Source organism: Streptosporangium sp. NPDC002544 (assembly GCF_040295965.1).
GTDB lineage: Bacteria > Actinomycetota > Actinomycetes > Streptosporangiales > Streptosporangiaceae > Streptosporangium.
In genome coordinates this window covers 1-26,452 of record NZ_JBEOWJ010000040.1, presented here as the reverse complement: position 1 = coordinate 26,452, position 26,452 = coordinate 1, and the positions used below count along the sequence as shown (strand labels likewise).

At 67.1% G+C, this 26,452-nt stretch carries 29 protein-coding genes; 9 read left to right on the top strand and 20 right to left on the bottom strand.

Annotation, left to right across the window (positions count from 1 at the left end; genetic code table 11):
* Window positions 1-22 precede the first annotated feature (22 nt).
* From ABT061_RS40935 to ABT061_RS40900, 8 genes are read right to left on the bottom strand one after another with little or no spacing between them, the layout of a single operon-like run.
* Window positions 23-865, bottom strand: a complete 843-nt coding sequence (locus ABT061_RS40935; RefSeq protein WP_350928407.1) for an amidohydrolase family protein — start codon at window positions 863-865, stop codon at window positions 23-25.
* Window positions 862-1,608, bottom strand: a complete 747-nt coding sequence (locus ABT061_RS40930; protein ID WP_350928405.1) for an HpcH/HpaI aldolase family protein — start codon at window positions 1,606-1,608, stop codon at window positions 862-864. The genes ABT061_RS40935 and ABT061_RS40930 overlap by 4 nt, the downstream gene beginning before the upstream one ends.
* Window positions 1,605-2,318 carry an ABC transporter ATP-binding protein gene (locus ABT061_RS40925; protein WP_350928403.1) on the bottom strand — a complete coding sequence of 238 codons (714 nt, stop codon included), beginning with the start codon at window positions 2,316-2,318 and terminating at the stop codon, window positions 1,605-1,607. The genes ABT061_RS40930 and ABT061_RS40925 overlap by 4 nt, the downstream gene beginning before the upstream one ends.
* On the bottom strand, window positions 2,315-4,039 hold the full coding sequence (locus tag ABT061_RS40920) for a branched-chain amino acid ABC transporter ATP-binding protein/permease (RefSeq protein ID WP_350928401.1): 1,725 nt from the start codon (window positions 4,037-4,039) through the stop codon (window positions 2,315-2,317). Before ABT061_RS40920 ends, ABT061_RS40925 begins: the two co-directional genes overlap by 4 nt.
* Window positions 4,036-4,908 (bottom strand): branched-chain amino acid ABC transporter permease, encoded by an 873-nt coding sequence (locus ABT061_RS40915; RefSeq protein ID WP_350928399.1) that lies wholly within the window; start codon window positions 4,906-4,908, stop codon window positions 4,036-4,038. Before ABT061_RS40915 ends, ABT061_RS40920 begins: the two co-directional genes overlap by 4 nt.
* Entirely contained in the window at window positions 4,908-6,107 is a 1,200-nt protein-coding gene (locus tag ABT061_RS40910) for an amino acid ABC transporter substrate-binding protein (protein WP_350928397.1), read from the bottom strand. Before ABT061_RS40910 ends, ABT061_RS40915 begins: the two co-directional genes overlap by 1 nt.
* A gap of 9 nt (window positions 6,108-6,116) precedes the next feature.
* Window positions 6,117-7,235 (bottom strand): DUF5624 domain-containing protein, encoded by a 1,119-nt coding sequence (locus ABT061_RS40905; RefSeq protein ID WP_350928395.1) that lies wholly within the window; start codon window positions 7,233-7,235, stop codon window positions 6,117-6,119.
* Window positions 7,232-8,263, bottom strand: coding sequence for a hypothetical protein (locus tag ABT061_RS40900; protein WP_350928393.1), 1,032 nt, complete (start codon window positions 8,261-8,263; stop codon window positions 7,232-7,234). The genes ABT061_RS40905 and ABT061_RS40900 overlap by 4 nt, the downstream gene beginning before the upstream one ends.
* Before the next feature lie 279 nt (window positions 8,264-8,542).
* On the opposite strand from ABT061_RS40900, the gene ABT061_RS40895 reads away from it, so the two are divergent.
* A complete protein-coding gene (locus tag ABT061_RS40895; protein WP_350928391.1) occupies window positions 8,543-9,439 on the top strand; it encodes an alpha/beta hydrolase fold domain-containing protein in 897 nt (298 codons plus the stop codon).
* 272 nt (window positions 9,440-9,711) lie between these two features.
* Here the strand turns inward: ABT061_RS40895 and ABT061_RS40890 are convergent, their stop codons facing one another.
* Complete coding sequence (locus tag ABT061_RS40890) at window positions 9,712-10,302, bottom strand: TetR/AcrR family transcriptional regulator (protein WP_350928389.1); 591 nt, start codon at window positions 10,300-10,302, stop codon at window positions 9,712-9,714.
* Between the two features lie 141 nt (window positions 10,303-10,443).
* On the opposite strand from ABT061_RS40890, the gene ABT061_RS40885 reads away from it, so the two are divergent.
* Window positions 10,444-11,355 carry an alpha/beta hydrolase family protein gene (locus ABT061_RS40885; protein WP_350928387.1) on the top strand — a complete coding sequence of 304 codons (912 nt, stop codon included), beginning with the start codon at window positions 10,444-10,446 and terminating at the stop codon, window positions 11,353-11,355.
* Window positions 11,356-11,578: 223 nt separating this feature from the next.
* Here the strand turns inward: ABT061_RS40885 and ABT061_RS40880 are convergent, their stop codons facing one another.
* The 3 genes from ABT061_RS40880 to ABT061_RS40870 form a co-directional block, all read right to left on the bottom strand.
* Window positions 11,579-12,112, bottom strand: coding sequence for an SET domain-containing protein (locus tag ABT061_RS40880; protein ID WP_350928385.1), 534 nt, complete (start codon window positions 12,110-12,112; stop codon window positions 11,579-11,581).
* A complete protein-coding gene (locus ABT061_RS40875; RefSeq protein ID WP_350928383.1) occupies window positions 12,090-12,326 on the bottom strand; it encodes a hypothetical protein in 237 nt (78 codons plus the stop codon). Before ABT061_RS40875 ends, ABT061_RS40880 begins: the two co-directional genes overlap by 23 nt.
* 185 nt (window positions 12,327-12,511) lie before the next feature.
* Window positions 12,512-13,510, bottom strand: coding sequence for an SDR family NAD(P)-dependent oxidoreductase (locus ABT061_RS40870; RefSeq protein ID WP_350928381.1), 999 nt, complete (start codon window positions 13,508-13,510; stop codon window positions 12,512-12,514).
* An 80-nt stretch (window positions 13,511-13,590) separates the two neighbouring features.
* Between ABT061_RS40870 and ABT061_RS40865 the strand changes: the two genes are divergently transcribed.
* A complete protein-coding gene (locus tag ABT061_RS40865; protein WP_350928379.1) occupies window positions 13,591-14,193 on the top strand; it encodes a TetR/AcrR family transcriptional regulator in 603 nt (200 codons plus the stop codon).
* A 112-nt stretch (window positions 14,194-14,305) separates the two neighbouring features.
* A complete protein-coding gene (locus tag ABT061_RS40860; protein WP_350928377.1) occupies window positions 14,306-14,662 on the top strand; it encodes a helix-turn-helix domain-containing protein in 357 nt (118 codons plus the stop codon).
* A 15-nt stretch (window positions 14,663-14,677) separates the two neighbouring features.
* Here ABT061_RS40860 and ABT061_RS40855 read toward each other — a convergent pair whose 3' ends face one another.
* Together ABT061_RS40855 and ABT061_RS40850 are read right to left on the bottom strand one after the other, a co-directional pair.
* Window positions 14,678-15,280, bottom strand: coding sequence for a ClpP family protease (locus tag ABT061_RS40855; RefSeq protein WP_350928375.1), 603 nt, complete (start codon window positions 15,278-15,280; stop codon window positions 14,678-14,680).
* Window positions 15,277-15,903 carry a ClpP family protease gene (locus tag ABT061_RS40850; RefSeq protein WP_350928373.1) on the bottom strand — a complete coding sequence of 209 codons (627 nt, stop codon included), beginning with the start codon at window positions 15,901-15,903 and terminating at the stop codon, window positions 15,277-15,279. Before ABT061_RS40850 ends, ABT061_RS40855 begins: the two co-directional genes overlap by 4 nt.
* A gap of 486 nt (window positions 15,904-16,389) precedes the next feature.
* Between ABT061_RS40850 and ABT061_RS40845 the strand changes: the two genes are divergently transcribed.
* The gene (locus tag ABT061_RS40845; protein ID WP_350928371.1) at window positions 16,390-16,578 is read left to right on the top strand and encodes a hypothetical protein; all 189 of its coding nucleotides are present in this window, start codon (window positions 16,390-16,392) and stop codon (window positions 16,576-16,578) included.
* Between the two features lie 209 nt (window positions 16,579-16,787).
* On the opposite strand, the gene ABT061_RS40840 is transcribed toward ABT061_RS40845, so the two are convergent.
* Window positions 16,788-17,327, bottom strand: a complete 540-nt coding sequence (locus ABT061_RS40840; protein ID WP_350928369.1) for a TetR/AcrR family transcriptional regulator — start codon at window positions 17,325-17,327, stop codon at window positions 16,788-16,790.
* Window positions 17,328-17,385: 58 nt separating this feature from the next.
* On the opposite strand from ABT061_RS40840, the gene ABT061_RS40835 reads away from it, so the two are divergent.
* Together ABT061_RS40835 and ABT061_RS40830 are read left to right on the top strand one after the other, a co-directional pair.
* Window positions 17,386-18,558 (top strand): FAD-dependent monooxygenase, encoded by a 1,173-nt coding sequence (locus ABT061_RS40835; RefSeq protein ID WP_350928367.1) that lies wholly within the window; start codon window positions 17,386-17,388, stop codon window positions 18,556-18,558.
* 309 nt (window positions 18,559-18,867) lie between these two features.
* Window positions 18,868-19,521 carry a Pr6Pr family membrane protein gene (locus ABT061_RS40830; RefSeq protein WP_350928365.1) on the top strand — a complete coding sequence of 218 codons (654 nt, stop codon included), beginning with the start codon at window positions 18,868-18,870 and terminating at the stop codon, window positions 19,519-19,521.
* Window positions 19,522-19,823: 302 nt separating this feature from the next.
* Here ABT061_RS40830 and ABT061_RS40825 read toward each other — a convergent pair whose 3' ends face one another.
* A complete protein-coding gene (locus ABT061_RS40825; protein WP_350928363.1) occupies window positions 19,824-20,288 on the bottom strand; it encodes a GNAT family N-acetyltransferase in 465 nt (154 codons plus the stop codon).
* A gap of 26 nt (window positions 20,289-20,314) precedes the next feature.
* Between ABT061_RS40825 and ABT061_RS40820 the strand changes: the two genes are divergently transcribed.
* Window positions 20,315-20,842 carry a CGNR zinc finger domain-containing protein gene (locus tag ABT061_RS40820; RefSeq protein WP_350928361.1) on the top strand — a complete coding sequence of 176 codons (528 nt, stop codon included), beginning with the start codon at window positions 20,315-20,317 and terminating at the stop codon, window positions 20,840-20,842.
* Here the strand turns inward: ABT061_RS40820 and ABT061_RS40815 are convergent.
* Both ABT061_RS40815 and ABT061_RS40810 read right to left on the bottom strand, forming a co-directional pair.
* A complete protein-coding gene (locus tag ABT061_RS40815; RefSeq protein ID WP_350928359.1) occupies window positions 20,821-21,033 on the bottom strand; it encodes a hypothetical protein in 213 nt (70 codons plus the stop codon). The two genes, ABT061_RS40820 and ABT061_RS40815, sit on opposite strands and share 22 nt — an antisense overlap.
* A gap of 87 nt (window positions 21,034-21,120) precedes the next feature.
* Window positions 21,121-21,936 carry a dienelactone hydrolase family protein gene (locus ABT061_RS40810; RefSeq protein WP_350928357.1) on the bottom strand — a complete coding sequence of 272 codons (816 nt, stop codon included), beginning with the start codon at window positions 21,934-21,936 and terminating at the stop codon, window positions 21,121-21,123.
* 126 nt (window positions 21,937-22,062) lie between these two features.
* Between ABT061_RS40810 and ABT061_RS40805 the strand changes: the two genes are divergently transcribed.
* On the top strand, window positions 22,063-23,031 hold the full coding sequence (locus ABT061_RS40805; protein WP_350928355.1) for a GlxA family transcriptional regulator: 969 nt from the start codon (window positions 22,063-22,065) through the stop codon (window positions 23,029-23,031).
* Window positions 23,032-23,297: 266 nt separating this feature from the next.
* Here the strand turns inward: ABT061_RS40805 and ABT061_RS40800 are convergent, their stop codons facing one another.
* Together ABT061_RS40800 and ABT061_RS40795 are read right to left on the bottom strand one after the other, a co-directional pair.
* Window positions 23,298-24,971 carry a hypothetical protein gene (locus tag ABT061_RS40800; protein WP_350928353.1) on the bottom strand — a complete coding sequence of 558 codons (1,674 nt, stop codon included), beginning with the start codon at window positions 24,969-24,971 and terminating at the stop codon, window positions 23,298-23,300.
* A gap of 268 nt (window positions 24,972-25,239) precedes the next feature.
* On the bottom strand, window positions 25,240-26,452 hold a 1,213-nt coding region (locus tag ABT061_RS40795), incomplete at its 5' end, for a hypothetical protein (protein WP_350928351.1).

The window sequence follows — 26,452 nt, the reverse complement described above, 5'->3', positions numbered from 1 at the left end:
AGATACCTCCCCATCACCGAGATTACTGCCCGTAGAACAGCCTTCCGGGCGCCTCGACGAGGATCCGGTGGCGATCTTCCGGGGTGGGCGCCCAGTCGGCCAGCAGATTCAGCAACTCGCCGGTGTCGCGTTGGCCGTCGGGCAGGTGCGGCCAGTCCGAGCCCCACAGCAGCCGGTCGGGGTGGGCCTCGACCAGCGCGCGGGCCAGCGGCTCAACGGCCGACAGCGGCCCGTCTTTGGCCAGCCGGTACGGTCCCGACAGCTTGAGATGGCAGTACCCGCCCGCGAGCAGCGGCAGCAGCCCGTCGAGGTCCATCCCGTACCCCATGTGGTCGATGACGAAGGGGTGCTCGAACTCGGCGAGGAAGGGCAGGAGATTCCGCACGACCGCGCCCGGCGTGTAGAACTGCAGGTGCCAGCCGCGCGGCCGGGCGCGCTTGGCCATCGCGCGGATGTAGGCGACGAGCTCGTCGGTGCGCCACGACGCGCGGGCGAACAGGTCGAGCCTGATCGCCCGTACCCCCGCCTCGTGGAAGCGGTCGAGCTCCGCGTCGCTCACGGAGTCCTCGATCCGGACCACGCCGCGGCAGCGCGGGCCCACCTTGCGCAGCACGTCGAGCAGCAGGCTGTTGTCGGTGCCGTAGAAGGTCGGCTGCACCAGCACCATCCGCTCGATGCCGAGCCAGTCGGTCAGGCGAAGGTACTGGTCGAGTGTGCCGTCGGGAAAGGTGTAGAGCGGGTCGGGAACATGTGCGTAGCCGGGCTCGAACACGTGGAAATGGGCGTCACAGCTCAGCGGTGGCATCGTGAAACCCGGCCGGGTGTTGCTCGTCGTGGCCCGCATGGGCGTGGTCTGAAGGGTCATGACGCATCCTTCGCGGCAGAGCTGATGGCCTGGAAGAGCAGGGCGGAGTCCATCCCGGTGATTCGGAGTGGGCAGACACCGGCGAGACCGGCCGCGGGCATGCCGCCGACCGCCAGTAACCTCCCGTGCGTACGGCAGGCCGCGGCCGCGGTGGCGATCGCGTCGAGCACTCGCGGATCGTCGTAGGCGCCGGGCATGCCGAGCTCCGCGGTGAGATCGTTGACACCGATCGCGAGCATGTCCACGCCGTCCACCTGCGCGATGTGGTCGGCGTTGGCGATCCCCGCCGGGGTCTCGATGAGGATCTGCACCACGGCCGCGGCGTCGAGCGCCGGGTTCAGCTCCCTGGCGGGCACCGGACGCATACCGTACTGAGGCACCTGGGCGGTCTGCGAGCGTTGCCCGCGCGGCGGGAACCGGCAGGCGCGGGCGATCCGCCGTGCCTCGTCCGCCGTCTCGACCCGCGGGGCGACGATGCCGTGGGCGCCACCGTCCAGGAGCCGGCCGATCATGCCGTATTCGCGCTCCGGCACTCGCACCAGCGGCGTCATTCCCAGACTGTCGGCGGCCGAGCAGAGCTGCGCGGCCACATCGGTGGACATGGTGGAGTGCTCCAGGTCGACCAGGACGGCGTGGTGGCCGGTCGCGTGTGCCATCCGCACGACCTCGGAGGTACGGCTGCCGCGGATGCCGAGCATGAGCGTCGGCAGCCCTTGCCGCAGCCGGTCCAGGAAGGCGCTCACGGGGCGCCGCCCAGGAAGAGCGCGCCCATCTCCGGGTCGTCGAGAATCGTCCGGGCGGAGTCCGCCATGAGCACGCGGCCGCTCTCCATGACGACGCCGTGACCGGCGATCCCGAGCCCGAAGCGCACGTTCTGTTCCACGATGAGCACGGTGATGCCGCCGTCGCGCATGGCGTTCACGGCATCTCCCACCAGACCGAGCGAGCGCGGGTCGAGCCCCAGAGACGGCTCGTCGAGCAGCACCATCGCCGGTTCCAGCATGAGCGCCCTGGCGAACTCGACGGTTCGCCGCTGCCCGCCGGACAGGTTCCCCGCCGGCTCGCCGCTCCGCTCAGCGATGATCGGGAAGCGCTCGGCGAGCCAGGCGAAGCGCCCCTGCAGATACGCCTTCTCGCGGCGGCGCAGGTAGCCGCCGAGAAGTACGTTCTCCGCGACGGTCATCGCGGGGAACAGGCCGTTCTTCTGCGGCACCTGCACGATCCCCGCCTTGATCAGCTCGGCGGGATGCCGTCCGGCGATGTCGCGGCCGTCGAAGCGGATCGCGCCGAGACGCGGTGCGAGCTGGCCGCTGATGGTCCGCAGCACGGTGGACTTGCCCGCGCCGTTGGGGCCGACGATGCAGGTCACCGAGCCGGGGAGGACCTCCAGGTCCAGCCCCTGCAGCACGTCGCCGCCGCCGTACCCGGCGAAGACACCGGTCATCGAGATCATTGGCTCGCTCCCGTCAGGTAGGCGTCCAGCACCAGCGGGTCGCTCCGCACCTCCTGCGGCGTGCCGGAGGCGATGCGGCGGCCGCCTGCCAGGACGTGGACCGTGTCACAGAGCCCGAGCACGAAGGGCATGTTGTGCTCGACGATCAGGAAGGTGGTCCCGGTCCGGTTGAGTTCGCGGATCAGGGCGCCCATCTGCTCGATCTGCGTCGGGTTGATGCCGCCCGCCGGTTCGTCGAGCAGCACCAGGCGGGGCTGGAGCAGGAGAATCTGGATCAGTTCGATGAGCTTCTGCTGGCCGTAGGAGAGCTCGCCGGCGGGCAGGTCGCGATAGTCGCCGAGCCCGACGAGATCGAGGAGCTCAGCGCCCCTGGCGGCCTGGACACCGGTGATCGCCGGAGCCGCCCAGGACCCGTTGGATCCGGCGACGACGTTCCGCAGCACCGACAACCGGGGGAACAGCCGGGTGATCTGGTGGGTACGGCCCAGCCCCGCCTGGCTGCGTGCCCACCGGCTCGCGGTGTCGATCCGCCGGCCGTCGAGCAGGATCGTGCCGCTGTCCGGCTTCATCGCGCCGTCGACAAGGTTGAACAGCGTGGTCTTGCCGGATCCGTTCGGCCCGATCAACCCGGTGATCGAACCGGGCTCGACGGTGAGGTCCAGGCCGTCGAGGACGGTGAGCCCGCCGAAGCGTTTGCGAATGCCGTGCACCTCCAATCGCCCCCCGTCGCCGACCGCGAGCCAGGACGGGACGGCGGCGAGGGCCAGGCGTTTGCCCACGGCGGCCGGTCGCTTTCTGGCCAGCGCCTGCCGTACCCCGGGAATGATGCCCTTGGGCAGGAAGAGCAGGATGGCCAGGAGCAGCCCACCGAAGACGACCAGCCGCCAGGCGCCCGCGGTCGGACCGGTGAACAGCTGGTTGGTCAGCTGGGAGAACGGCTCCAGCAGGAAGGCGCCCAGCACGGGGCCCCACAGCGTGCCCGAGCCACCGAGCAGGGCGGCGAGCACGATCATGATGCTGGTGACGATGCTGAACATGGCTCTGGAGTCGAGGAAACCCAGGTAGTAGCCGTAGAAGCCACCTGCCACGCCGATGGGCACGCTGCTGGCCACGAAGGCGGCGAGCTTGGCCGCCGAGGTGTTGACGCCGATGCCCGCGGCCTTCTCCTCGTCCTCGCGGACGGCCGTCAGCCCGAGGCCGAAGCGTGTGGAGGCGATCGCCTTCGACATCACCAGCGTCAGGATCAGCAGGCCGAGCAGGGCGTAGTAGAAGGGCCAGAGGGCGTAGTCCCTACTCCAGGTCGGCGTGGGAAGGATCATGCCGTCGTTGCCGTTCGTGACCCACGTCCAGTTCAGCGCCACGATGCCGAGCAGGTAGAGCATCGCGAACGTGATCATGATGAACGCGTTGCCTCGTGCCCGGAAGGTCACCAGGCCGAGGACGGCGGCGAGCACCCCCGCCGTGAGGCCGCCCAGGGGGGCGGCCAGAAGTGGGGAGATCGACCACGCATTGGCCGCGATGGCGGTCGTGTAGGCGCCGACGCCGAGGAAGGCGCTCTGCCCGAGGGAGATGTAGCCGGTGTAGCCGCCCATGATGTTCCAGGAACTGGCCATGATCGCCAGAAGGAAGATCAGGATGAGCATGTTCAGGTAGTAGGCGTCGCCCCACAGCACGGGCAGCGCGAGGAGGGCGCCGCCGGCCGCGATGATCAGGATCCTCATGCGCTGACCACATCCTGTCGAACTCGAACGCCGAAGATCCCCTGCGGGCGCAGCAGGAGGGTCAGCACGATGACGGCGAAGGGCATGGCAGTGGCCCACGAGGGCGACCCGTAGGTGGCCGTCAGTGTCTCGGCCACGCCGAGGACCAGGGCGCCGATCAGCGCGCCGCCGAGGCTGCCCATGCCGCCGAGCACCACGATGGCGAGCCCCAGGCCGATCCACTGCTCCCCGGAGTCCGGGGTGAAGGGAGACAGGACCGCGAGGATCGAGCCCGCCGCGCCGGTCAGCGCGACGCCGAGGGCGAAGGCGGCGACGTTGACCCGCTCCACCCGGATGCCGACGAGTTCGGCGCCCTGCGGGTTGGCCGTGGCCGCGCGTACGGCTCTGCCCAGCCACGTGTGGTTGAGCACCACGTACAGCGCGGCCAGCAGGGCCAGCGCGCACGCGGAGCCGTACACCTGGGCCGTGGGGAAGACCAGGTCGCCGAGCCGGATGGACGTGCGGGCGTAGGAGGTGGCCACGGTGTGCGGTTCATGGCCCCAGATGAGGATGGTGATGCCCTCCAGGATCATGGCGAGCGCGAGCGTGGAGAGGATGATCGTGCCCTCACCGCCGCGCTCGGCCCGCTGGATGACGAGCTTGTGGATGAGCCAGCCCAGGCCGAACAGCACAGTGCCGGTGACGGGGATCGTCGCGAAGGGGTCGAGGCCCGTCGCCGTGCAGATGCTGTAGGTGAGGAATGCCCCGGCGATGAGGATCGCACCGTGGGTCAGGTTGACGATGTGCATGACGCCGAAGATCAGCGTCAGGCCGCTGCTGGCCAGGGCGTATACGCCGCCGACGAGTAGGCCGAAGAGCAACGCCTGCATCAGGTCGCCCAGCTCGGCTTGGCGGCGATCACGGAGGTGACGGTCGCGGCCGAGGCCGGGGCGACGACCTCCAGCTTGCCGCGCTGCCACTGCATCAGCAGCAGGCTGCCGTCGGGAACGCCGCGCTCGTCCCACTTCAGCGGGCCGACGATGGTGTCGACCGTGTTGGCGTGCAGCCAGGCGGCGATCGCATCCTGGTCGAGCTTGCCGACGGCTTGGACGCCGGCTTGAAGCACTTGCGCCGCGGTGTAGGAGTTGGCGGCGTCCTCGCTCGGTTCCTGCTTGAACTGCTTGCGGTAATCCGCGACGAACTCGGCGTTGCCCGGATACTTCGAGGCCGGATGCCAACTGCCGGCGGTGAAGACGGCCTCGGTGTTCGTGGCGCCGATGGCCTGCGGGTAGGTGTTGACGCTGGAGGGCGCCCTGGTCTGGTAGAGGATCGACGGGGTGAAGCCGATCCGCTGCAGGGCCTGGACCACGGCCACGCCGTCGACCTCCAGCGCGCCGTGCACCAGCAGAGCGGGGTTGGCCTGCCGGATCGCGTTGGCGATCGCGTCGAAGTTCTTGGTGTCCGGCGGATACTTCTGCCCGTAGACGGTCTTGATGCCGAGCCCTTCGAAGGCCTTCTGGAGGTTCTGGACGGGCACGTCGGTGCTGGGGTCGTCCTGGTACAGGTAGGCCGCGGTGGCGGGCCGCTCCTTCAGTCCCTCCACGTAGGCGGCGAACGGCCGATGCGCGGTGTCGGTCGTGCCCGGCTGGCTGAAGAACAGCCTGGTGTGGCCGCGCGAGAAGATATCCGCCGCACCACCCGACGGCTCGATGTAGAGCATGCGGTTGCGGTCGGCGACGGTCGAGGCCGGCAGGTTCAGGAACGAGGAGAACGTGCCGATCAGCAGGTCCACCCGATCCTGGGTGATCAGCCGGTTGTAGTTGGAGACCACGGTGTTCTGGTCGAAGCCGTCGTCCAGGATGACGAACTCCACCTTGCGGCCCAGAAGCCCGCCACGCGCGTTGATCTGGCTCTGCCAGACCTGGTAGCCCTTGTAGCCGGGGTCGGCGACGTCCGCGGCCGGGCCGGTGAGCGGCAACGATGCGCCGATCTTGAGTGAGTTCGAGGAGGAGGAGCCTGACGCACCGCATGCGGTGGTCAGCGACAGCAGTGATGCGCCGATGAGGAACGAGCGCCGGTCAATGGTCATGGTTCGCTCTCAGAGGTCGGTCAGCCCAGGCACCACTACCTGGGTGGGATCGTCGCCCGCCGCCGCCAGGGAGGCGGCGGCGAAGTCGGTGACGCAGCTGGACAGCAGCTGCCTCGGGTCCTCCAGCACGATGCGGAGCCTGGTCACAAGCGCACGCATGTCGTCGGCCGAGTGGATGGCGGGCATCTCGCTCACCTCGGCGACGCCGGGGTCGGTGACGTCGGGGAGCGTGAGGCGGCCAGGGGCGTAGCGCGGATAGCCGTCGAACATCACGTCGCCGAGTTCGACGGTGGCCCTGGTGCCGCACCAGAGGGTGCGCAGGTCCTCCTCCAGCGCGATCACCTGGGTGAGGTCGCCGTCGGCAGGTGAGGGGAAGGTGGGCGCGTGCGGGGCCACGTACACGCGATCCAGCGGAAGGCGGCCGCGCGAGGCGGCGAGGATCATCGTGGCCACGCTGCTGGTGTTCCAGGTGACGCCCGCGGTCGGACGCCCCTGCCTGCCCGCGATCACCACCATGGCCCGCTCCCAGTCCAGGTCCTGCTCGGTGAACCAGCGCGTGACGCGGAAGCTGATGTCGAGGCTGACCAGGAAGAACGTGGCCACCATCATTGAGTTGATGCCGTTGTCGAGGTAGTCGCGGCGGAGCGTCTCGGGAGTGAGGTACTCCTCGTCGTCCAGCGCGGCCGTGAGGTAGCGGGCGGTCACCGCGCACGCGTGGTCGATCATGTCGGCGATCTCACGTTCCCTGCCCCGGTAGGCCTCGACCGCGATCCGGTCCCGCCACAGTTCGGTGCTGTTGGCGGCGCGGGTGGCCTTGACCTCGGTCAGCAGGCGCTCGGCGGCCTTCCGCCAGGACTCCTCGCCCAGGTCGCGGAGCCTGACCAGCGAAGCCACGGCGGGACCCAGGTGGGAGATCGCCGTCAGCTCCTTGAAGCCCCTGGTCGAGAGCCGGAACCCTTCGACCGTGGGTGGCCTGCCGTCTCCCGGGTAGAGCGCGAGGTCGGTGGCCGTCGCGGCGATCAGCGGGTTGTTGCGCGCGCGATCAGTGACCGCGCGGCCCAGCCTCCTGCCGATGCTGTCCGGATCGGCTGTGTAGGTGGCGAACAGCCGGATGAACTCCTCGGTCACTGGTGCTCCTGCTCGGTGAAGCGGTAGATGACGCTCTCGGTGGCGAACCGCACGTCGGCGCTGAGCCCGTTGGAGACCGCCACGAGTGGCCCCCGGTCGTCGGTGAAGACGGCGACGTCCGTGCCGCCGCTGGTGGGGAACTCCTCGACGACGCGCAGCCCACCGTCCTGCCAGTGGTAGAGCTGGGAACTCAGCGCGGTCGTCGGCGCGGCGGGGGTGCCGTGAATGAAGTTGACCCGCAGCACGTACAGGCCGCCCCTGCCATGCAGGACCGCGAACTCGCGGGTGCCGAGCCCGTCCAGCACGGCGTGCTCCACGAACGACTCACCATCCCAGCGCAGTAGCCGCGACGGGCTGAGGATGCAGCCGACGAGTAGATACTCCTCGCCGTCGGCGCTGAAGGAGGCGAAAGCCCGGCCGTGCTGCTCGGCCAGCTTCTGGTGTACGGCGAAGCGCGCTCCGTCCCAGCGGTACAGGACGGACGGAGCGAGGTGGTCGGCGTGGGCGAGGAAGTCGTGCCCCGCCACCCGGAAGGCGTGCCAGTTGTAGCCCTGCTCGGAGGCGATCTCCTGGAACGGTTCGAAGGCCCGGCCATCCCATCGGTAGATCCGCGACGGCCGGCTCCCAGGCAGCGGAAGCCCCTGTGCCAGGGCCAGGAAGTGCTGATCGGCCAGCGTGAAGTGCCGCCACTGCTTGGCCGCGAAGCCTGGCACGCTCTGGAAAGGGACGAAGCGCGCGCCGTCCCATTCGTACAGCTGGGAGTCCACGCCGAACTCATAGGGGCCTTGGCCGCGGCGGATGCTCGCGGTCGCCAGGAACGCCCGCCGGCCGATCCGGAAGAACTCCGCGTCCTCACCCCCCGACACCCGAAGGCTCTGGAAGGGCTCGAAACCTTCGGCTGTACGGCGGAGCACCCGCAACTCGGTGTCGCTGTCGCCACCGTTCATGCCGGGCGGTTGCCCGGGCACATCGACGGCCAGCTGCGGGATGGCCAGCAGTGAGAGGCCGTCAACCTGGAAGAGCTCCACCGCCCGGGCACCTGAGGTGCGAATGCGACACGACTCCACGAGATACATGTGATCCCTCTCACAGTGAATGTGAATTCCTATTCATCATGCAGGCATCGCCTGGGGTTGACAACCCCTGCTCAATGGGTGAATTTGAATTCATCTTCACTCTGAAGGGAGATCAGTGTGCACCTAGGCCTGAAAGCGCGTCTGGGACGCGTAGTCGCCTTGTCGGCGGCAGTATCGGCCTGCCTCGGCGTTCTCGTCGCTCCGGCGCAGGCAAGCGGAGCCGACGAGCGCGTGCGCTCCGTGAGGTCCGACGGCTACACCACCTACTCCGATGTGGCCTACGCATCCGGAGGCGACCAGCAGGTCCTGGACCTGTACGTACCGAAGGGCACCCGGTGGGCGCCTGTGATCGTCTACATCCACGGCGGCGGCTGGTCCGCCGGAGACAAGAGCGAGCTGCAGCGGATCCCTGAGTGGACATCACTGCTCTCGCAGGGATTCGCTGTTGCCTCCGTCAACTACACCCTGAGCACGAGCGCCAAGTTCCCGCAGCAGATCCACGAGGTGAAGGCCGCGATCCGGTATCTGCGCGCCAACAGCTTCCGCTACGGCCTCAACGGCCGGATCGGCCTGTGGGGCGGATCTGCGGGTGGGCAGCTTGCCGCCCTGGCGGGCACGAGTTGCGGGGTTCCCGCGCTGGAAGGCGATGTGGGTGGACGCGGCCCCTCCAGCTGTGTTCAGGCGGTAGCGGACCTTTCGGGGCCCGCCGATTTGTCAGCGCTGGCCGACAACCCGCTCCTGGCGGGAGCGGTGGCCACCTACCTTGGCTGTCCGGACGGCGTACAGTCGTGCTCCCCCGCTCTGCTGAGGCAGGCCAACCCCATCACCCATCTGGCTTCCGGGCGGCGGCCCCCGCCGTTCCTCATCGGGCACGGTGACGCTGACCCCGTGATCCCCATCGGGCAAAGCCGGCTACTGTTCTCCGCGCTCAAGGAGGCCTGCGGAAGCGTCCGCTTCTTCACCTTGCACGGGCAGGACCACTTCTTCCCCTTCACCGGCGGCCTGTCGGAGCCCTTCCCGGCCAGGACCGTGCAGACTTCGAAACGCTGTGCTGAACCCGTGACCAGCACTGAGCCTCCACTGAGCTTCAGCACGCTGGCGTCGTTCTTCCGCGCTCATCTCAGCTGACGAGCGCATGCAGTGTCGGCGCCGCTGAAAACCGACCCTGTGTCGTCGCCTGGGTTCTCGTGCTTGCCGCAACACACCTGATCATTAGGGGCGTGTTGCCGGCGAGGCGAGGACCCAGGCGCAGGTTGGATGTCGAGTCGGAGTACTGGCGGCTGGTGCTGTCAAGCGCCAGAACATGGTCGGGCCGGTACTCGACCTGCCGCTCCCGGCTCGATCTCCACGTTACGAGCTGTCTGGTGGGCGCGTCGAGCCGGGAGCCGAATCCACCACTGTCAGCACGGCTGGCGTAGCCCTGCGACGAGGAGCGCGGCCAGCCGTCGCGCGTCGTAGCGAGGGTCGCTGTCGGCGCCGATACAGAGGTTTCCGACGCCGCGCATGAGTTGGTAGGCCTCGAGGTCAGGGGGGACCTCGCCGGAGGTGGCTGCGGCGTCGAGGAGCTGGGTGCACACCGGCAGGAGCCGGTCGAGGAAGTAGGCGTGCAGCGCCTCGAACCCGGCGCCGTCGTTCTGCATCGCGGCGGCGAGGCCGTGTTTGGTGACCAGGAAGTCGACGAACAGGTCGATCCACCGGGCGAGGGCGGCATGGGGGGTCGGCCCGGAGGCCAGCAGGGCAGGGCCGGCTTTGGCGCAGGCGTCGACCTGGTGACGGTAGACGGCGATGATCAGTTCGGCTCGGGTGGGGAAGTGCCGGTAGATCGTGCCGATCCCGACGCCGGCCTTGGCGGCGATGTCGCGTACCGGGGCATCCACGCCGGAGGTGACGAAGACCGTGGCGGCCGCGTCCAGCAGGGTTTGCTGGTTGCGCCGGGCGTCCTTCCGCTTGGACGCGGCCGAGCTTGCCGCGGGCCGGTCGCTGCCGTTCATCGTGGTTGTCCTTCCCAACGGTTGCAAAGCGGAACCTCGTTCCGTATTGTCAGCGGAACGCGGTTCCGTTTCTCCATGGTGTCAGACACCGGACGGAACCGCCGAACCGCGAGCTCGACAAACCGACCGGAAGGCATTTCCATGTCCCACTTGAACGCCGCCTCCGTGATATCCGTGAAGCCGGTGATCCTGCCCGTCCCTGGCCGCGGTGACGACCTCCAGGTGCGTGTCTCGGCCCCCGTGACCGGCAGCAATCTGCCGGTCATCGTCTTCTCGCACGGCTTCGGCTGGTCGATGAACGGCTACGCGCCGCTGGCCGACTTCTGGTCCGCTCACGGCTTCGTGGTCGTGCAGCCCACCCACCTCGACTCCAGGACGCTCGGCCTCCCCGCCGACGACCCCCGCACGCCGCGGATCTGGCGGTTGCGGATCGAGGACCTCACTCGTGTCCTGGACGGGCTCGACGCCCTGGAAGCGTCCGTGCCGGGCCTGGCCGGGCGCCTCGACCGCGGCCGCGTCGCCGTGGCCGGTCATTCCTGGGGAGCTCAGACGGCGAGCGCACTGCTGGGGGCGCGTGTCCTGGACGCGGACGGCGTACCGGGCGAGGATATGTCCGACCCTCGCGTCAAGGCGGGGATCCTGCTCGCCCTTACCGGCCTGGGTGACGACCTGACCCCGTTCGCCGCCGAGCACTTCCCGTTCATGAGACCTTCCTTCGACGACATGAAGGCACCGGCTCTGATCGTCGCCGGGGACAACGACCAATCCCACCTGTCCACCCGCGGACCGGACTGGTTCACCGACCCCTACACCTACAGCCCGGGCGGCAAAAGCCTGCTCACGCTGTTCGGGGCAGAGCACTCGCTCGGCGGCGTTTCCGGGTACGAGGTCGCCGAAACGACGGACGAGAATCCCGCGCGCGTCGCTCTGATCCAGCAGCTCACCTCGGCCTTCCTGCGCAGCGCCCTCTACCCCGAGGACACCGGCTGGAAGGCGGCGGCCACCGCACTGGAGGAAGACCCCAACCCGCTGGGGAAGCTGCAGAGCAAGTAAGCGAGCCTCACCAGAACCCGCCGCATGGGGCAGGCGGTGCTGGTGTGCGGCATGGCGAAGGCATTCGGGCGCCCCTTCGCCATGCCGCGAGGTGCCGCCTGTCGGCGTGAACCGGAACATCACGTGCGCCGGTCGTGGAGTACGAAGCCCATGGTCTTCCCTTCCACGACGCTGCCCACGCTGTGGGCAGCCTTGTCGGCTTCGGTGGGCGGCTCTGGCGACGTCAGGTATTCCAACTGTCCGAATGCCTCTGCCTGGCGGCGGTCTTGATGCGATCGAGTAGTGGCGGGCTCCAGTGAGTGCCGTAGGCGGACCGAAGTTGAGGCAGTTGCCAGTCGTTGCCGGTCACGGTGCGGCGGCAGCGGGGCCTGCCGCAACGGCAGACCATCGACCAGGTTTCAACGCCGGTGTGAGTGGCGTAGTCGATGGTCAGTTCATCGCCGGGGTTGATGTCGCGTCGTGCGACCACGGTTGTCGCGTCGCGGTGCCAGAGGTTGGGCTCGCAGGAGTGATTGCCGAAGCGCACTGGATGAGCGGGATCGAGAAGCAGGTGAAGGCCCTCCCCGACGGTCAGGCTGCTGTAGGGCGGTGTGAGGGAGGCCAAAGTCTCATCGTTGATCAGCTGCCCGCCGAGCCGCATGACGACCTCGTCTTGGCGGATCTGTTCGATGGCGAACAGGCCGCTGCCGTGGATTGGCGAGGGTTGGGGCTGAGCTCTTGGCGTGAGCCGGCATTCAGTCGCGTAGGTCGTGCTCATCGGGATGTTCTCCTTCCGGGGTTCGGCGGCTGACTTCGGCGGCGTAGGCGGTCCAGTCGCCGGCGGAGGCGCGTTGCCAGGCGACGGCCACGGTGATGTGGATACCGAGCATGTGGGCCAGGACGGCGGCGGGCAGGTCGGTGTGTGGGGTGCGTAGCAGGTGGCGGTATAGGCGCTCCTGCGTGTCGGTCAGCCCCAGGCTGGTCAGGCTCATCGTCGCTCCAGGTCTCGGCACGGCCGGAACATGATCAGGAACAGCGGGTGGAATGATGTTTGGAATGCCCAACGCTGGTCATTCTCGACAGGCTTGACACCGAGGTCTCGTGGCTGTCCGGGGTCGAGCGCCATCCGCCCCGGACCGCGAGCCTGAGCACGCGGTCCGGACTGTGTGCCATCGCGTCATGCGGAAGCCGCGCCGGACCGACCTCCCTGGTCCAGCAGGGCGTTGATCATCTCCTGGAGCCGGGCGCGTCCGACAGCGCCGAGTGCGCCGGTCAGAGCCTGGGCGAGCTTGTCGAACGGGTCGTCCATCGGCAGCTCTCGCACCTTCTCGGCCAGTTCCTCCACGCTCCACAGCCCGTCCTTGTGGATGTGGTCGCCGAGGAACCAGCCGTGGTTGACCGCGACCGTTCCGCCCCGCACCGACAGCACCTGGCCGGTGAGCGGGCAGGCCGCGCCGGCCAGGTAGGCGGCGACAGGCGCGCAGGCGGCCGGGTGCAACGGGTCGAATCGGCCCGCCGGTGATTCCTGGCTCATGCCGGGAACGGCGAGAGTGAGGCGGGTACGGGCCATCGAGGGCGAGATGCAGTTGACCCGCACGCCGTAGCGACCGAGTTCGAGGGCGGCCACGATGGTCAGCGCCGCGACCCCGGCGTTGCCCGCCGCGTAGGAGACCTGCGCGGGCAGCGGGTTGAGCAGCCCGGAGCCGGAGGAGGTGTTGACCACGGCGCGGTCGGCGTGGACTCCTGCCTGATATCGGTCACGCCAGTGGCGGGCCGCCCAGTGCGTCACCGCGAAGGTGCCCTTGAGCTTGACGGCTACGACGTCGTCGAAGTCCTCCTCCGACAGGTCGGTCAGGCCCATGTTCCGTTCGATGGTCGCGTTGTTGACCACTACGTGCAGGTCGCCGAAGGACTGCAGGGCCGTCTCCACCATGCGGCGGGCGCCGTCCCAGTCGGCGACGCTGTCGGTGTTGGGCACGGCCTGCCCACCGCGGGCAGTGATCTCCTCGACGACCTTCGCGGCCACGCCGGCGTCGCCGCCCGTGCCGTCGATGGCGACGCCGGGGTCGTTGACGACGACCTTGGCGCCTTCGGCGGCGAAGAACAACGCCTCCTCCCGCCCGATGCCGCGCCCTGCTCCGGTGATGAGGACGACACGTCCGTCCAGGCTCCCCATACTGACCACCCTTCAATTGCTGCAGTCTCTGTAGAGTTTCACAGTATGCATCAATTCAGAGGATGAAATAAACTGCCCGCATGGTGGAGCGACACGGATTGCGGGAGCGCAAGAAGCAGCGCACCCGGCAGGCACTGATCGAGACGGCGGTGCGCCTGTTCGAGGACAAGGGCTACGACCACGTGACCGTGGCCGCGATCGCCGACGCCGCGGAGGTGTCCCCTCGTACCTTCTTCCTCCACTTCCAGGCCAAGGAGGACGTGCTCCTGGCCAATGCCGACGTGCGCGTCGACCTGGCGCTGCGGGCGATCGCCGAGCGCCGCGCCGAGGAACGGCTGCCCGAAGTGTTGGTGCGGGCGATGGACCAGATGATCGCCAACACCTGGGACAGCGACCTCCCCAACGGGCTCGCGGCACTTCGGGCACGGCTGGTGGCCTCGGTGCCGGCGCTGCAGGCTCAGCTGCTGCAGCGATACCTCACCGCGCAGGCCGAACTGGCTCAGGCTCTGCAGCGGGCATTCCCCGACAGACTCGACACGATCACCGCCTCCGCCCTGGTCGGCGCGATGGTGGGTGCGATCAGCGCATCCGCACTGACCGCACTGCAGCGCGGCGACGGACCCAACGAAGTACGGAACGCCATGCGACAGGCCATGGCCCTGGTGGCGCAATCTGTCACCTGACCTCGTCCATCTCCGCCAGATTGGCTCGGTCAGGGACTGTGAGGAGGCGGGGACGGTTCTGCTCTGCGCGAAGTCGGCGGAACTCGAACGCGCCGTCTACCTATGGTGAGATATGGCTTCCTCTGTCCCACCACTACATCCGGCGATCGATCGGACCGATCCCAAGCCGTCTCCGGCTCGCGAGCCGCTGTGGCGGCACGCGCTCGGTGAGTGTCTCAGAGGTCTTCGTCACGAGCGGGGCGAGAAGTTGAGTGAGACGGCGCGTCGCGCCGGCGTCTCGCCGCAATATCTCTCCGAGATGGAACGAGGCGTTAAAGAGCCGTCGAGCGAAATGATCGCTGCGGTCGCCGGCGCGCTGGATGTCACCCTGGTCGATCTGACCCTTGCCGTTGCCGAGAGCTTGCGGTCTGCTCAGAACAGCACGTCGAGAGGTGCTACCTGCTCGGCGGCATATGCTCTGGCCGCGTAGCGTGGCCTGCCGGGATCATCCACGAGCCGATGAGTGCTCCTCGATGATCTGATCGAGGAGCCCGTACTCCAAGGCCGCGGTCGCGGTGAACACTCGATCGTGATCGGTGTCGGCGCGTAGGGTCTCGACAGTCTGACCCGTGTGCCGTGACAGTATGCGCTCGATGTCCGCTCGGACACGTACGACCTCGTCGGCTTGCAAGATGAGATCGGGGATCGTTCCGCGCCCCTGAGCGGCCGGTTGGTGCAGGATCACTCGTGCGTGCGGGAGAGCGGCACGTTTTCCTTCGGCGCCCGCGGCGAGAAGGACGGCACCCACCGCGATGGCCTGTCCAACGCAGGTTGTCTCAACCCGCGGGCGGATATAGCGCATGGTGTCATATATCGCGAGCATCGCGCTCGGGTCCCCGCCTTCACAGTTGATATAGAACTGTATGTTGGCATCGGGGTTTTCCGACTCCAGAAAAATAAGCTGTGCGACGAGCGCGTTCGCGACGCCCGCATCAATCGCGGTCCCCAGATAGACGATTCGCTCGGTGAGAAGGTGCGAGTAGACATCCATGATCCGCTCGCCACGAGGATTCTGGGCGATGACGTTAGGGATCGTGTACGTGGTCACTGGCCGACTCCTTCGGTGACGCCGAATCCGGGCCGTGGGCGATTGCGTGGCGCTATTTCGTCGAAGCTCTGAACGATTGCGTCTATGAAGCCGTAGTCCAGTGCCTCTTGCGCTGTGTACCAGCGATCGTGCAGGGAATCCTCGAATATGCGCGCTACGGGCTGACCTGTGTCCCCGGCGATAAGACCGAGCACCGTGTCGCGAGTATGCCGGAGGTCATCGGCCTGCAGTTCGATGTCGACCGCGGTGCCACCGATTCCGGCCGATCCTTGGTGCATCAGGACACGTGCGTGCGGCAGGGCGCGGCGCTTCCCTCGGGTACCCGATGACAGCAAGAACTGCCCGGCGCTGTAGGCGATACCCAGCGCGAGGGTCGATACGTCACAGGGAATGAGCCGAATGATGTCACGGATCGCAAGCATCGATGGAACCGAGCCGCCCGGGGAGTGAATCCACAACGCGATATCGGTCGACTCGTCCTGCGTGGCGAGTGCTATCAATTGCGTGGCGAGCAACGTCCCGTTGTCGTCATTGAGAGGACCGTCGAGAACGAGAACACGCCCTTCGTAAAGCTGACGTCTTACCCGTGCGTCGAACAGTGGAAGTTTCGATTCTTCGCCCATGCGTCCATCATGTGGGGCGATCCGCATCGGCGTCGACGCGATCTGCCTGCGGCAGATCTGCTCTGAGCAGAGCAAACTCGGTTTCCGGCCCGGTTCGTAGCATTACGGTCGGGAATCGACTCTCGCCCGCAGGATGACGGCCTGAGTTTCCCCCACGCGAACGAGGCCCCTGTCCCCATGGTCATATCGGTGGTACTGCTGGATCCACACCCTGCGCAGCACCTGCACCTCTTTCAAGATCACATATGCAGGGCGAGGCTCAAGGTCAAGGCGCGACTTGATCTTTGTGCGCGCAGCCCGGGGCGAAACGGCCGGCGCTGGAGGAGGTGTCGGTGACGGAGACCGTCTATCGCAAGCAGCTCCGCCCAATGCTTCCTGAAGGAGCTGAGGCTATGGATCAGTTCTTTCCAGACCTGTGGACGGTACGGGATCATCGGTGCCCATTAACGTCGAGGTTTTCGAAGGGACACCGTGAACGGTCCCCGCATGTTCTATCTGATTCCGCTGCTCCTCGGCTGGCTGGTCCTGCTTTGCGGCAGCTTCATGGTGGTGTTTATGCCGAGGAGCGCGATGTCGCTCGTCATCATGGTTGCAGCTTTCGGCCTGGCGTTCCTTCTGACGGCGGTGATGATGGCGATCACCGAACTGATCTCAGCGATCAGGCACAGCAGGTAGTCACTCAGCAACGCAAAAGGCCGCTTCCGATCTCTCGGAAGCGGCCTCTGACCTGGTGGGGTGTTCACGAACAGGTCTGACCTTGTGGGCATGTTCGCCATCGAGAACAGCGGCACGCCACCGCCGAACCCGACGACGGCGCTGAGCAGCGCGGTGCCGAGGCGGCCAGGACGACTGAGAGTGCGGTCACGACGCCACCGAATCCTAGATCATGACGACGTGCCCAAGGTCGATCCCACCAGGGTGCGCAGGCCGTCCAGGAGCTCTGCCGGGGTCGGGGTGGCGTCGGGGTCCACGAGCCACTGCGCCGCCAGGCCACCCAGCAGGGTCTGGACCACGGCTCCCAACCGCTCGGAGTCCGAGCCGAACAGCTCCGCCAGCCCGAGCCTGGCCTGCCGTCCCGCCTCCACGAACGACTCGCGCAGCTCAGGGGTGCGCTCCATGTGCGCGATCAGCTCGAACTGGATCGCCCACAGCGGTCTGGCCCTGACGAAGGAGTCGATGACCTTGCCCCAGGTCGTCTCGAAGTCCCCCGGCTCGGCCAGCACCCGGCTCAGGTCGTCGCCCCACTCTCGCATCGCCTCCACCAGCACCTCGTTGAGCAGGGCCTCCTTGGTGCCGTAGTGATAGCCGATCGCGGCCAGGCTCACCCCGGCCGCCGTGGCGATGTCGCGTGCGGTGGTGCGGGAGTAGCCCTTGTCGTAGAGGCAGCGCTTGGCGCCGTCCAGAAGATCTTCACGGTTGCCCATGAACCAATCTTACACATACGTCTTGCACAATCGTCTAACACGTACGTACTATTCAGGCATGTCGAACATCCTGATCTCCGGAGCGAGCATCGCGGGCACGACCCTGGCCTACTGGCTGCGCGAGCACGGCTTCACCCCGACCGTCGTCGAACGCGCCACCGAGGTGCGCGAGGGCGGCTACAAGATCGACATCCGAGGCGCGGCCCTCGACGTCGTCGAGCGGATGGGGCTGCTGGAGAAGGTCCGCGGACTGCGCACCGACGTGCGCACCGGCTCAATAGTGGACGACGAAGGCCGCCAAGTGGCCGGCATGAACGGCGACAGTTTCGGCGGGCGCGTCCACGAGGACGCCGAGGTGCACCGCGGCGACCTCGCCCGGCTCCTCCACGAGGCGACCAACGGCGTCGAGTATCTCTTCGGCGATTCGATCGCCTCGATCGACGGCACCCAGGTGACCTTCGACAGCGGCCTGGTACGCCACTTCGACCTGGTCATAGGCGCCGACGGGCTGCACTCCAACACCCGTGCGCTGACCTTCGGCCCCGAGGAACGCTTCGTCCACGACATGGGCTACAACGTCTCGATCTTCAGCGTGCCCAACCACCTCGGGCTCGACCGCGAGGAGCTGACCTACGTCGGACCCGGCCGTACCGCCCTGCTCTACAGCACCCGGCAGGACACCGGCGCCAAGGCCATGTTCCTGTGGGCTGCCGACAGCAAGGTACGCGAGCGCGCCGAACAGCAGCAGGCACTGGCCCAGTCCTACAGCGGATCCGGCTGGGAGGTGCCGCGCCTGCTGGAAGGCATGGCCGACGCGCCCGACTTCTACTTCGACTCCCTCAGCCAGGTGCGCATGGACAGCTGGCACACCGGCCGAGTCGCGCTGGTCGGCGACGCGGCCTACTGCGCTTCCCCCGCCTCCGGGCAGGGCACCAGCCTGGCGCTGGTCGGCGCGTACGTGCTGGCGGGCGAGCTCAAGCGGGCCGCAGGCGACCACACCGCCGCCTTCCCCGCCTACGAGGCGCGGATGCGGCCCTTCGTCGAGGCCAACCAGGCCCTGGGCACCGACAACATCAAGCGCATGGTCCTGTCGAGCCGGTTCCAGGTCCGCATGTCGATGGTGACGCTGCGCCTGATCAACCTGCTGCCGGGCAAGGACCGGATCATGGCCAAGGTCGTCGAGCAGATCCACCGCGCTGCCACCGCGATCACACTGCCCGCCTCCTGGTAGACGTGTCACCGTCGAACTGGACTCGGGCATCATCGAGCGGGCTTTCACCAGCTGAACCCACCGACTCAACGTGCTCATACCGCCCCGCCACCAACCGCACAACACCACGACGACCGCTGGGTTTCGCACGCCCACCGGACAGTCGTGAAGGTCGGCGAGCTCGGCATCGCCGGTGACCGTGGCGACGGCCTTGGGAGAACTTGGTGCCGTAGACGGCCGTCGCGGCCAAGGGCCGGCCTTTGCTTTCGGCGTTCCAGCGATCGGCGAACTGTTGGTCGGTGTGATGCGTCCTGTGCGACCCTCATCCCTATGATCTGGGTGACGGTGTACCGCTTGATGCTGATCCTGGCTGCGGTGGTCGGCCTGATCTATACCTGGCTGGCCCTGGGCAGCCCGCTGAACCCGCTCGTGCTCTTCACTGTGCAGAGCAATCTGCTGCTCACGGGGTTTTACTCCTGGCAGGCGGTCAGCAGATGGCGCCCTCCTGCCGAGCTTAAGGGGGCGGTGACGCTCTACATCGTGATCACTGGGCTGGTCTGGCACTTTCTGCGCATGCGCGGAGCCAGCCCCTTTGAGCACCTCTCCCTTCACGGTCACGGTCTGGGCAACTTCCTTCTCCACTACGTGACGCCCGTCATGGCCGTGATCGACTGGCTGTTCTTCGACCGGATCGCTTCTCGGCCGAAATGGACGGCTGCTCTCAGGTGGCTGGTCTATCCGATGGCCTATCTGACCTTTGCCCTGGTCAGAGGTGCCCTGCTGCCTCCAGATGCGTGGAAGCGGTATCCCTATCCGTTTCTGGATGTGGGCAGGTTCGGGTACGGCGGGGTGGCGCTTATGGCGCTGGCGCTGGCCGTCTGCTTCGTACTGCTCGGCTATGGGTTGATCGCCCTGCACCGCCTGGTCAACCATGCCGGCCGTACGGCCGCGGTCCCCATACCTTCACCCCCCGGAAACCCCTGAAACGACAAGATCCCACCCGATCTCGATGATCGGAAGGGATCCCGTCAACTTCAGTCCAGCCGTCTCGAGAACGGCCCGTGCGAAGCAAGACGGGCGGGCGCGATACTACGAGCTATACCCGCTCCCACCTGCGCATACGGTCCACGGTGATCCACCTTCGTCCGGCCTTGTCCAGGGTCGTTGTCACCCAGAGATTCACCCGTCCGAGCCGGTCAGAGCGCGCTTTCATCGCACGAAAAACGCGGCCGCGGCCTGAGTGAAAGTCGCGACCCCCAGAATGACCCAGCGGTATTGCGATGTCTTCACGGCTTCCAGCACAACAGGGGATCGGGGTGGTCGGAGAAGCCGAGCTGCCGGTAGAGCGGTTCCGCCTCGTGGGAGGCGGTGAGGTCGACCCGTACGGCGTTGCGGTCGCGGAACCAATCGAGCAGACCGAGCATGATCGCCCGGCTGTGCCCACGCCGCCGGTACGACGGGTCGGTGACCATGCCGATGACGTGGCCGACCCTCCCGTTGCGGGAGTGGGGGCCGGGGAACCACTGTTCGATCGTGCCGATGCCGCAGGCGGCCAGGCCGGTGTCGCCGTCCACGACCAGGATCTGGCAGTCGGGTTCGGTCAGCTTCTGCTTGAAAACCCGTGCGAGCGCGTCGCGCCAGTCGTCACCGGCGTTCGCGGGGTTGAAGAAGTCGCCGCCGAGGTCGTCGAAGAGCAGTGCCCGGAGGCGGACGAGTTCCGGAATGTCGTGCTCTGTTGCTGTTCGCGTCATGACGTACAGGCTGATGTAATGAGCTTGTGCACCTCAACCCTTACGGTGCGGACGTGGTGAACTTCGCCGCGGAACTGGCGAACCGCCCACCGGCGAGCGCCGATGAACTCGCCGACCGCTGCCGCACGGCCGGTCTGGTACTGGAACGCCCCGTCGAACCGTCGGATCTCGACCAGACCCTCGCCGTCATCGACGCCTGGACGAACGTCGTCGACGCCACGGGCGAGCGCGCGAAGGCCGAGCTGGTCAACGAGATGCCGGCCCGGTCGGCCGCCTACCCCCGGCTGACCGACCACGCTCATGGTTGGCACCTGCACTATCGCGACGACCTGCAGCCGCTCGGCGCGGTGCTGTTCGCGCTGATCTCCGTGGGCACGGCGATGCACCTCGTCAGCCGGGGCATGGGCCGGCTCGGACGGTGTGCCGCCGCCGGTTGCGGGACGATCTTCGCGGACACCTCACGCACCGCACGGCAGCGTTACTGCTCCCAGCCGTGCGCCAACCGGGATGCGGTACGCCGCCATCGCGCCCGTCAGTCCACGCCCCCCACCTGACTGGCCGGCAGGCGACGGTAGCCGGCGTCGACGGCCAGCAGCTCGTCGTGGGTTCCGGTGACGATCGTGCGGCCGTCCTGGCGCATGGCCACGCGGTCGGCGGTGCCGGATGACAGACAGGCGGTGGGCGATCCCCCACAGCCCGGCCTGAAGGCCGACCAGCTGCCGAAGATCTGCCACCAACACACCATCACCCTGCACCCCGGCGACCTCGGCCACCTGTGGCGGGCGCGGCGCCCGGATCTGATCGCCGATTGCGCCGGCGACCGTTGTGCCGCTCAGTCGGATGTCGTCTCGGTATGTTCGAACGGGCTCAAGCGGTCGGTCAGGAAGGCGATGATCTCGTCCCTGGCCTTCAGCGTGGGATGTCCGTCCTCGTCGACGAGATGGGCGGTGACAACGCTGTGGGGGGTCCCGACCACGTCGCCGAAGAACGGGGGCGGGCTGGTGTTCGCGGAACTGCCCGGAAGAACACGGCCGTCGAAGGCGTCGCCGAGGAGCGCCTGGTAGGCGGCGAAGCGCTGGCCGGTGCACCAGCGGTCGTCGTCGAAGCGGTAGGCAAGAACCTTCAGTCCGTCGCGCGCGATGCGGTCTCGGACCGCGCGTGCGTCCTCGTCGCTGATCTCGAGTCCGGCAGGGTCGTCCAGCGGCAGCGACGGGTGGTTGACCACTGGCGCGATGACAGCCGGCTCAAGCGCCATCGTGAGAGCGAAGTTGCCGGTGAAGCACAGTCCGATCGCGCCGACTCCCGGACCGCCGCATTCGCCATGGGCTTGGCGCGCGAGCCCACGTAGCCATGCCGTGACCGGGCTGGTGCCGCCCCCGGCGAACGCGCGGAACTCGGCACTGACACACGCGCGGCGGAAAACCTCCATACCGCCCTCGGCCGTGGGATAGGCACCATCGATCCCGAAAAGCGAGGGGACATAGACGGTGAAGCCCGAATCCCGCACCCACCGCGCCAGTCGAAGGACGTCAGGACTGATGCCGGGCATCTCCGGCATCAACACGACGGCCGGCCCGGAACCCGCGGCGTACACCGTCTTCACCACCCCCTCCACATCCACGAGTCGGCGGGAGAAATCCGTGATCATGTCGTCAAGTCCTCCGCTGGCAGCGCTCATGGTGACAGCGTGGACCGTTGCCCCAGCACAAGGTGAGAGGCCAGATCGCCATATATGCAGGTAATCTCGCCAGAGGCTGATGGTGAGGAGGCGAGCGTGAGCGCGCTGCGGGTTGGTGTCCTGGCCTATCCAGGCTGCTTCGCGTCCGAGGTGTTCGGCGTACCCGATCTCTTGACGATGGCCACGCACGTTGCCGGACCGGACAGCTCCGGATACGAGGTGTCGATCGTTTCGCCTCGCCGTCGTGTCGCCGCATCGGGTGGTGCGGCGTTGGACGTCTCACCGCTGCGCGAGGTAGACGTCCTTGTCGTGCCAGGGTTCGAGCTCGTGCCGGGCCTCGACGTGGACACGAAGCTCGCACCCCTCGCCCCTGAAGTCGCGGCGATCCGCTCACACGCTGCTGCGGGCACTGTCGTCGTCTCGATCTGTGTCGGTGCGTTCCTGCTCGCCGAGGCTGGACTCCTCAACCGACGCCGTGCTACGACGGCCTGGCTCCTCGCGGACGAACTGGCTCGACGCTGTCCGGACGCTGACATCCGACCTGAGCGTCTGGTCGTCACCGACACGGGGGTGACGACAACGGCGGCCTTCAGCGCCATGTACGACTTCGCGCTGGATCTGATCCGCCAACACAGCGGTGCCGACGTGGCACGGACAACCGCACGGGTGGCGCTCGTCGACGATGCGCGATCGTCCCAGACTCCATACGTTGACGCGCGATTTCTTCCGCAGCCCGGAAACGAGTTCTCCCACAAGGTCATGCGACGGCTCGACCAAAACCTCGCCGCCCGATACGACCTCGCCGCGTTGTCGGACACGTTCAAGGTCAGCACTCGGACGCTGCTGCGGCGCTTCGCGGACGAGACCGGCCAGAGCCCGCTGGAGTACCTGCAGTCGTCGCGTGTCCGTCGCGCCCGCCACCTCCTTGAGACCACGAACCGAACCGTCGCCGGCATCTCCGCCGCGGTCGGATACAAGGACCCCAGCACGTTCGCCGCCCTCTTCGCCAAGCACACCGGACGACGCCCGAGGGACTACCGCTCGGCCTTTCGTCGTGTCGACTGATTACTCTGACGGCCAGAGCGCCGAGCTGCCCGGGGCTGCCGGTTGGGGCAGGAACCCGTCCAGCGGCCTCAAGACGTGGAAAACGCGAAATCCCGTCCGATCAAGCGATCGGACGGGGCCGCGGAGTGGAACTCGATCATCGTTTGCTGAGCGGGCGCGAAGCACATGGCAGTGATCTCCGCGGGCGCGTGACCCGTGGAGATCACTGCCCAGCGGCTACGGTCCGGCCGACCGGTGGTCCGATGCCGCTGAGACGGTGTGGATCGTCAGCCCACCGGGCCGTTGACCACAATGTTGTCGACCGTCATGGCACCGCTGTTGTGGATGCCCCAGATGAGGTAATAGTCGTCGAACGCACCGGTGGTGAACGTCACCGATCTGCTTTTCACCCCGGAGCCGGTGGAATCGGTCAACATCCCGCCCCACCAGTCGTTGCCATATCCTCCGCTGGTGGTCCGCGCCAGGAAGTAGTGCTCGACCTGGGAGTTCGCAGGCCCGAGAATCCGGTACCGGTAGGTCACCGTGTAGGTCGTCGAGCGCTTCAGCTTCATCTTGGTCCTGTTCGAGATCAGGAACTCCGTCCACTCCCCGCCGGGCAGGCTCTGACCGTAGGCCGAGAAGGTTCCCGACACCACATGGGACTTGTCCGAGGTGATCCACATGGAATGGTCGACGCCCCACGAAGAGTAGGCGGTCTTGTCGTACGAGCCCGCCTCGAAGTTCTCCCCGATACAGCGGCACGGCCCAGAGGAGCCGTCGTAGTTCATCTTCCACTCCACGTTGCCTCCGAGAGGACCGGCACGGCCGATGTTCGTCGGCTTGACGGTGATCTTCTGGTCATCGAAGGCGGCGGGAATCGTCGTCTCGAACCCATGGGAATCGCCATACTCCGGATGGGCATCACGGATGTCGGTACGGAGCTGAAAGGCTGAGGCCGTCTTGACCAGCTTGCCGTCCGCGAAGATCGAGACCTCTACCGGCGAGCGGGTGTCGGGGTCGATCGCCCAGCCTTTGACCAGGATGTTCTCGCCCTGCCAGCGCACTTCGTCCAGCGCCCCGAACGGATCGTGCCGGGAGTTCTGGGTCATGCAGCCAACCTGTTTCCCCACCCCTCCAGAGTCGGCGTTCACACAGAGCTCGCTGGGGGTGCCTTCGATTCCGTCATGCTTGATCCACACTTCCCAGCCATGATTGGGGCCGAACGTGGGGAAAGCCTGGGCGACGCCGGGGTGCGGCAGGGGGGCGCTGTAGCCGCGGAAAAACTCTTGCTTGTCACGGAATCCGCTGAATGTCGCGGGACCGGCGGTATAAGGGTCGATCATCCAGCCGCCGATCACGGAGTACGCGCCCGATGCGACGACCGCGAGAGGAATCCGGTACTCGACGGCGCCGAACGCCCGGGAGTCGAACTCGATGCATCCGAGGTCGGTGAACTTGGTGGTGGTGTAGAACGCCGATACGCAAACCTGGTGCAGCCCTCTGGTCGGTGGGATCTCGACGTCGAAGTCGAACCCGTGCGCGTCGCCGTAGGGGGTGCCCGGCCTCGTGGTGTTGGCCCGGCTTGTGACCTGCGCCTGTCCTAATGTGCCGCCGATCACTTGGACGGTCCTGGATGGGGAGTAGGTGTCCGCGGCCCATCCCTTGACGCGGATCCGTCCTCCCGCCTCCAGGATCGCCTCCTCGAGTTTTCCCACCACCGTGTTGGTTTCCGGGGCACTGGTGGGTGCGACCTTGGGCTGCTGCGGGAGGTTGAGGAAGCCGTCGGGAGTCCGGTCCAGCCGCCGCATCTTCGGTGGTTCGACCTTCCGCGTGCCCGACAGGTCGGGGAGTTGGGCGCGGTCGAGCTCGTTCGGCGTGTAAGGCGTGAACTTCTCCTTTTTCTTCGCCTTCTCCTTTTTCTTTGTCCCCGGCTCCGGCTCCGGCTCCTTGACCGTATCCACGAGGTTCCCCGCAGATACGGTCAGCGCCGGCGCGTTGGCGAGTGTGCCTCCGGCGGCCTGCGCCGGTGGCGCCATCGGGAGGAGCAGGAGCGCACACAGCACGCTCGCCGCTCGCAGGGCATTGGTTCCTCTTCGCATGGTCATTCCTCTGACTCCCTGGACGGGATGAGATGGGGAACAGACGTCGGTGGGGTGGATGAAGGCCACGGACCGCGCGTCCGGGTTGTCATGTGGACGGGTTCCATCCAGGGGCTCCGTCCGGTCTCTTTCATCGGGCGGAGGGACGGGTCATGGTGTCGTAGGTTTCGAGGAGTTTGTGGGCGGTGGTGACGGGGGCGAGGGTCTCGGTGTAGCTGTTTTGTTTGAGGCTCTTGGAGTGGTGGTCATAGCGCAGGCGCAGGGTGTCGGCGGTGTGATAGGCGAAGGCCACGATGGTGTTGGCCAGCGGATCCTGGCTCCACCTGGCAACGGGCAGCTGGTTCTTGTACCAGGTCAGACAGTTGGTCAGCCAGGCATGCTGCTGGCCGGCGAAGGGATTGAAAGTCGCGGCGCAGGCCGCGTCAGAGGTGGCGGTGCAAGAGTTGTAGGTGCTTTGCGCCGTGCGGAAGATGGTGGTGATGGTGGTATCACCAGGAGTGTCGGCAGGCAGGCGTTCGGCACCGTGCAGCAGGACCTGCAGGAGTTCGTCGTCATTGAGAGCGGTGGGGAAACCCGCCGCGGTGTAGGCCTGCAGCAGGCGCAGGGCGGTGGTCAGATCGGCGTTGGCCTGGAAGAGGGGCTTGCCCGGGGTGGTCAGCTCGGTGACGACGGCGTCGTAGTAGCCCTTTTGCCGTTCAGTCAGGAACCGGGTGACCTGGGTGCGAACGGCCTGCTGGGGCTCGGGGTATTCGGTGAGGGTGGCGGTTTCGGCGAAGGACTGCCGATAGCCGCCGCTGACCCAGCGCTCACGGTAGTGCTGGGTGGGGTTGCAGGCCGACGGGGGTTCGGGATTGGGATCGGGTTTGCGGCAGACGGTGGGCACCTCCCAGGTCTTGGTCCAGGTACGCAGCGTCTGAGGCGGATTCGCAGGCTGGCCAGGGGCGCTGGGCCAAGTGATGCGCAGGTGCATGGTGACCGACAGGGTCGAGTCGAGGACGGATTCGTCGCTGACACCGAACTGGTTGCAGTAGCTGAGAGTGGGCCGGGAGCCTTCGGGGAGGGCGTATCGGGCCATGGGGATGGCGTTGCCGCTGTAGGTGACGTTGGCGGGCCGTTCGAGGTTGAGGATCGGGCCCTGCCCGGAGCTGCTGTTGCAGAACGGCACGATGTTGGGAGGTGAGGGCTGGGTGGCGATGGCCTGGTCGGCGGTGCCGAAGAGCTTGTAGTCCTTGTTGTCGACGGCCTGTCTCTGCAACGGCAGCAGGGCCGCGTTGAAGTCGGTGGCGGCGTTCTTGTAGTCCTCCACCAGCCCGGTGTAGAGCTTGTTGGTGTGAGACCCGTCG

Bases quoted from the DNA above. Each gene is read 5' to 3' on its own strand.
- ABT061_RS40935 (WP_350928407.1), bottom strand. From the start codon at position 865: ATGACCCTTCAGACCACGCCCATGCGGGCCACGACGAGCAACACCCGG.
- ABT061_RS40825 (WP_350928363.1), bottom strand. From the start codon at position 20,288: ATGACGCGAACAGCAACAGAGCACGACATTCCGGAACTCGTCCGCCTC.
- ABT061_RS40885 (WP_350928387.1), top strand. From the start codon at position 10,444: ATGTCCCACTTGAACGCCGCCTCCGTGATATCCGTGAAGCCGGTGATC.
- ABT061_RS40890 (WP_350928389.1), bottom strand. From the start codon at position 10,302: ATGAACGGCAGCGACCGGCCCGCGGCAAGCTCGGCCGCGTCCAAGCGG.
- ABT061_RS40910 (WP_350928397.1), bottom strand. From the start codon at position 6,107: ATGACCATTGACCGGCGCTCGTTCCTCATCGGCGCATCACTGCTGTCG.
- ABT061_RS40845 (WP_350928371.1), top strand. From the start codon at position 16,390: ATGTTCTATCTGATTCCGCTGCTCCTCGGCTGGCTGGTCCTGCTTTGC.
- ABT061_RS40915 (WP_350928399.1), bottom strand. From the start codon at position 4,908: ATGCAGGCGTTGCTCTTCGGCCTACTCGTCGGCGGCGTATACGCCCTG.
- ABT061_RS40830 (WP_350928365.1), top strand. From the start codon at position 18,868: ATGATCTGGGTGACGGTGTACCGCTTGATGCTGATCCTGGCTGCGGTG.
- ABT061_RS40810 (WP_350928357.1), bottom strand. From the start codon at position 21,936: ATGATCACGGATTTCTCCCGCCGACTCGTGGATGTGGAGGGGGTGGTG.
- ABT061_RS40870 (WP_350928381.1), bottom strand. From the start codon at position 13,510: ATGGGGAGCCTGGACGGACGTGTCGTCCTCATCACCGGAGCAGGGCGC.
- ABT061_RS40925 (WP_350928403.1), bottom strand. From the start codon at position 2,318: ATGATCTCGATGACCGGTGTCTTCGCCGGGTACGGCGGCGGCGACGTG.
- ABT061_RS40835 (WP_350928367.1), top strand. From the start codon at position 17,386: ATGTCGAACATCCTGATCTCCGGAGCGAGCATCGCGGGCACGACCCTG.
- ABT061_RS40875 (WP_350928383.1), bottom strand. From the start codon at position 12,326: ATGAGCCTGACCAGCCTGGGGCTGACCGACACGCAGGAGCGCCTATAC.
- ABT061_RS40850 (WP_350928373.1), bottom strand. From the start codon at position 15,903: ATGGGCGAAGAATCGAAACTTCCACTGTTCGACGCACGGGTAAGACGT.
- ABT061_RS40840 (WP_350928369.1), bottom strand. From the start codon at position 17,327: ATGGGCAACCGTGAAGATCTTCTGGACGGCGCCAAGCGCTGCCTCTAC.
- ABT061_RS40815 (WP_350928359.1), bottom strand. From the start codon at position 21,033: ATGGTGTGTTGGTGGCAGATCTTCGGCAGCTGGTCGGCCTTCAGGCCG.
- ABT061_RS40880 (WP_350928385.1), bottom strand. From the start codon at position 12,112: ATGAGCACGACCTACGCGACTGAATGCCGGCTCACGCCAAGAGCTCAG.
- ABT061_RS40865 (WP_350928379.1), top strand. From the start codon at position 13,591: ATGGTGGAGCGACACGGATTGCGGGAGCGCAAGAAGCAGCGCACCCGG.
- ABT061_RS40860 (WP_350928377.1), top strand. From the start codon at position 14,306: ATGGCTTCCTCTGTCCCACCACTACATCCGGCGATCGATCGGACCGAT.
- ABT061_RS40920 (WP_350928401.1), bottom strand. From the start codon at position 4,039: ATGAGGATCCTGATCATCGCGGCCGGCGGCGCCCTCCTCGCGCTGCCC.